4 protein-coding genes are annotated in these 4347 nt (G+C 48.6%); 2 read left to right on the top strand and 2 right to left on the bottom strand.

The window, feature by feature from the left end:
- Window positions 1-1053: DUF3103 family protein (locus tag BZG79_RS12285; protein WP_108743291.1), on the top strand; the 1053-nt coding region annotated here is incomplete at its 5' end.
- 854 nt (window positions 1054-1907) lie between these two features.
- Window positions 1908-2051 carry a hypothetical protein gene (locus BZG79_RS16430; RefSeq protein WP_158011396.1) on the top strand — a complete coding sequence of 48 codons (144 nt, stop codon included), beginning with the start codon at window positions 1908-1910 and terminating at the stop codon, window positions 2049-2051.
- Between the two features lie 474 nt (window positions 2052-2525).
- Here the strand turns inward: BZG79_RS16430 and BZG79_RS12280 are convergent, their stop codons facing one another.
- Together BZG79_RS12280 and BZG79_RS12275 are read right to left on the bottom strand one after the other, a co-directional pair.
- The gene (locus tag BZG79_RS12280) at window positions 2526-3932 is read right to left on the bottom strand and encodes a HipA domain-containing protein (protein ID WP_077774511.1); all 1407 of its coding nucleotides are present in this window, start codon (window positions 3930-3932) and stop codon (window positions 2526-2528) included.
- Window positions 3925-4260, bottom strand: a complete 336-nt coding sequence (locus BZG79_RS12275; protein WP_077774510.1) for a helix-turn-helix domain-containing protein — start codon at window positions 4258-4260, stop codon at window positions 3925-3927. Before BZG79_RS12275 ends, BZG79_RS12280 begins: the two co-directional genes overlap by 8 nt.
- Window positions 4261-4347 lie beyond the last annotated feature (87 nt).

The raw sequence follows: 4347 nt of genomic DNA, 5'->3' as shown, positions 1-4347 counted from the left end.
ATCAAGCGCGACACCGCCAAACAACTCAGCCAAGACTATGCGCAAATTGCCCCAACGCTACAGCGCAATATTAATAGTTATGGCTTAAATGCCCCCTTATCGGCACTGACACAGCCTCAAGCGCACAGCTCACGCAGTAAACGCAGCCTGGATACTCAGCTGCACAGCGCTGACCGTGCATTGCGTGAGGCGCAAGGCGTCGAAGACGTCGCCGACCAACTGCTCGAAGTACGCTTAGCCGACCCAAGCATGCTCGCGCGTTGGCAAGCCGGCCAAGCGCCTTTGTTTGCCTTTGAGCCGGCCGGTGATGAAAAAAGCTGGACCCAGATTGAGGCCTTTGACACTGAGGGCAACACCCACTGGCTAGACGTCTATCAAATGCCTGACCGCCCCGTGTTAGTGATTGATACGGACGGCAAAGCGGCATTAAAAGCCGGATTGGAAGTGATGCGTCGCACCTTGGCGGAGCAGAACCCAGCACCACGGATGCGTCGTAGTGCACGCATGATGGCACAAGCCCCAGCCCAACCCATTGACACCACAGTGCTAAAAACCATCCGCCTGGCCGACGATAAAGAACCGTGGATCTCCGGCGCGGCAGAAGTGTATGCCATTGTCACCGGTGTGAACCCAAGCCGTGACGAACCAACGCTCGACATTGTCGATATGCCGTATTTGGATTACGACAAAACCACCTATTACCCCAACCAAGTGATGATCCATTGGGATCGTTATCGCTGGGGCGCGGCAGACGTGATCTTAATGGAGCAAGACGACGGCACCAACTACAAAGAGCTGGCGCTGAAACTTAACGAGGTGGCGAGTGATATCCTAGCCGCGATCCCCGACTTGGAAGCGCAAGCCTATGGCGTGGTCACGCAAATCACCGGAAAAATCATCGAAGCCATCCCCGACGGCTGGCTGACCAACGATGATGACTTTGTTGATGTGTACTACACCCTGCTTAAAGGCCGTGCATACCCAGACCAATACGGCGCCGGCGGCAATGCCATGGCAACCTGGGAGCCACTGACCATTGAGCCGACTCAATAACACAGGCTTGGTTTCATTGAGTGAGATAAACAAAACGCAGCCTCAGGGCTGCGTTTTTTCACTGTGACTTTACTGCCCTGGATCTCTATTACTCGTTCCCACGCTCCTGCGTGGGAATGCATACGAGATTTGAACCATGAACTGAAATCGTTACAAAATCTTCAAGCCGCACTTGTCGAGTTTGGTTACTCTGATTCTGCTGAACGGATCTCTGTTCTTACACGCTCGGACCCCGTCATACTTGGAAAGCCCTATAAAAGAAGTGATCGTTTCATCTAGCTACCCTCGTTTAGGTGCCTATCTAACTGACTTTTTATTACACAAAAATGCGCAAAAAAATGCAGCTTTCAACATTTTTACGCGCATAAAAGTGTATAAATTAACACTTTTATGCGCGTTAAAGTGTTATCCGTGACAGTTATTCGTGCTTACGGCAAGACGAGGAAAACAGGCTGCACAGWGTAAGCTTGCTCATGGTCCCGACCCCCTCCGTTCTACTGTGCCGACCTTATCAGACCAATCGGCCACTGTAATTGTTGCTCAATAAAGTTCACTATAAATCACTTTTGAAGTGGTTATATAAAAGACGATCTATAAGTGCAATTTAAGTTACTTTTACTCGTTCCCTCGCTCCTGCGTGGGAATGCATACGGAACTTAAGCCATCACCAGAGATCGTGACAAAATCATCAAGCCGCACTTGTCGAGTTTGGTTACTCTGATTCTGCTGAACGGATCTCTGTTCTTACACGATCTAACACCGTGGCCAATGTTAGTTGGCCACTACAATGACAAAATTTATACATCGATGGTGCCATTGGCGTAGGTGACACAAGCCCCGGTAAGATGTCAACAATGATGCGCTATGCCACCTGGGCGCCTGTCACGTTTGGCGCCAATTTTATCCACGATGTCGGATGGCGCGCGGCGGAAATCACACCCAGCTTGCGCGATCGAGAAGGCGCTTATGCCGACCTACGCGATATTCAGGATTTTTGAATACAGAACGCTTCGCTTACAGAGTACAGAAAAGAGCAGATCGTGTTCGAATCGGGGCTCAGCTCTTTCTGTATTCTGTATTCGGTATTCCGTAATCCGTAATCCGTCAAATGATGCCATTGGCGTAGGTGACACAAGCCCCGGTAAGATGTCAACTATGATGCACTATGCCACCTGGGCGCCAGTTGCACTGCGCCTGTTACGATTGGCGCCAAATTTAACATCGAGGTTAATCTTTGGCTTTGATGTCCGATGGCGCCGTGCAACGGGCGCGCGGCGGAAATCACACCCAGCTTGCGCGATCGAGAAGGCGCTTATGCCGACCTACGCGATATTCAGGATTTTTGAATACAGAACGCTTTACTCGTTCCCACGCTCCTGCGTGGGAATGCATACGGAACTTAAGCCATCACCAGAGATCGTGACAAAATCATCAGGCCGCACTTGTCGAGTTTGGTTACTCTGCATTTGCCATTAAAGAAGCTTGCTCATTTCTGGCACACCGTCGGCTTGCGTTAGCAAGTATGCACACTCTGTTTGGATGAGTGACACACATAGCTCTATGTGTTCACGTTCCCCATCGTCGATTCCTTGAGCATCGGTAAGGTCAACCGCTTCCTTCAGGGCATTTTTTATAGCACCAACGGTTTCTACCATTATGGAAGCCATTTTGGTGCCTGAATAACCGAGCAGAGCACCGAACTCGGCTAAATCATAGCTGGTGATTGGACGTTGGAAGTTGCCTTTCGGCGGATTTTGAAAGTCTTCACTTTCCCAATCGCCAATCGACATTGCAAAATATTGCGGGATACTGGCGGCTCGCCCCTCATCAGCAGACAATTTACCACTTCGCGAATTGCGCTTTGCTCCCTCTTGAGCAATAGCTTCTATGCTCACTAAATCATAAAAAGGGGTCAGCTCTAGGCCTTTAGGGGTGACGAAGAAGCTAATATTTTTACCATGAGCATCATAGTTTAGCGTTGCGAGATTAAAGAGCATCCATTGGGTAAGTTTTAGGTTGGTGGTTACCGTGTCTATGGTTTTGACGCTCAGTAGACGCGGGAAAGAAACGCCATCGCGCATATACACGCCATCGCCGTCATCCCCATTCTGACGCTCGTATTTATAACCTGGAGGTAAGTCAGTCGCCTGACAGCCATCAATAACATGTTTTCGTTGAACGACATCACGAGCCTCGATATAGGCACGATCGAACCGCTCTATGCTCAGTGTCCTCGTCTTCCCAATGCGAGTTAACTCAACACTAGCGACGTCCAAACCAGCTAGCTTGGCTAATGTCATGCAGAAGAACTCATTAACAGCAATACACGGTGCTTTACCGCTTTCAAACTTCAGAATACAGTTGGAACTTAATTTTCCTTCACCAAATCCCCATTCATCGCCGCGCTTAAGTACGTTTAACTTGTTTTGCACACCTGCAACCGAAAGGCGAACCTTACCGTCCCAATAAACCAATGGCGCTAAGTTACGCTCTAATCGGTCTACCAACTCCTCATTAGGTACAGGTCTAAAGCTGGTTGCTTGAGGCTCCGAACCTGGCACTCGAAAAGATAATGCACCAGATGTTTCCGCACCAAGTTTACGAATCAGCCCGAACGTGTTGCTTTTGGAGATAGTGGTGTTTTGTATCATCTCCTCAAAGGCTTCTCCTTCAGGAAGGAGATTTCTGAGATAGTTCTCGATACTACGTGGAGAAGCCTGATCAACGAAAGGGATGTGTGGTGAAATCGGGAACCCCGTGTGTTTCCATTCACCTTCATAGATGAATGAGAACTCTGTTTCTGTTCCGACGGGGAGAATCAAACGACCAATTTTGGTATTCGTACCGATAAACACGTCTAACTGTTGTAACTTACTCATACCAACCGTCCTCAGTGCTTGTCACGCTGTTTTCAGCTTGGGAGGTTATTTGGCTATGTGGACGAGCAAATAGGTTTAAGTCGATAAGGCGTAACGACAGCCCTAAGATATCCATGAGGACAAGTACATTGGCAAAGGTGACACTGGTATCGCCTTTTTCTATCTTCATGACTGTTCTACGAGATAAGTTGGCTTTTGAAGCGAGATCATCAATACGCCAGCCTCTATCCGTGCGCTTTGAGCGAATAGCGCTCCCCAGCGTTTCCATACTGAACTCAGTATTCAAATCAGGCATAGGTTGTGCCTTTACCATCTTGCCTTTTTTCATAAGTGCCTTTTAGTGTACTTTTGTCACTTTTAAGTTCGCCTCACCATATAAGTTCACTATAACTCACTTTTGTCGTGAATGTATAAG

The sequence above is a fragment of the Salinivibrio sp. MA427 genome, assembly GCF_001996115.1.
In the GTDB taxonomy this organism is placed as follows: domain Bacteria; phylum Pseudomonadota; class Gammaproteobacteria; order Enterobacterales; family Vibrionaceae; genus Salinivibrio; species Salinivibrio costicola.
The sequence above is the reverse complement of the archived record's forward strand: the minus strand, read 5'-3'. Positions and strand labels throughout refer to the sequence as shown.

Coding starts and splice junctions, on each gene's coding strand:
- BZG79_RS12280 (WP_077774511.1), bottom strand. CDS start 3,932: ATGAGTAAGTTACAACAGTTAGACGTGTTTATCGGTACGAATACCAAA.
- BZG79_RS16430 (WP_158011396.1), top strand. CDS start 1,908: ATGATGCGCTATGCCACCTGGGCGCCTGTCACGTTTGGCGCCAATTTT.
- BZG79_RS12275 (WP_077774510.1), bottom strand. CDS start 4,260: ATGAAAAAAGGCAAGATGGTAAAGGCACAACCTATGCCTGATTTGAAT.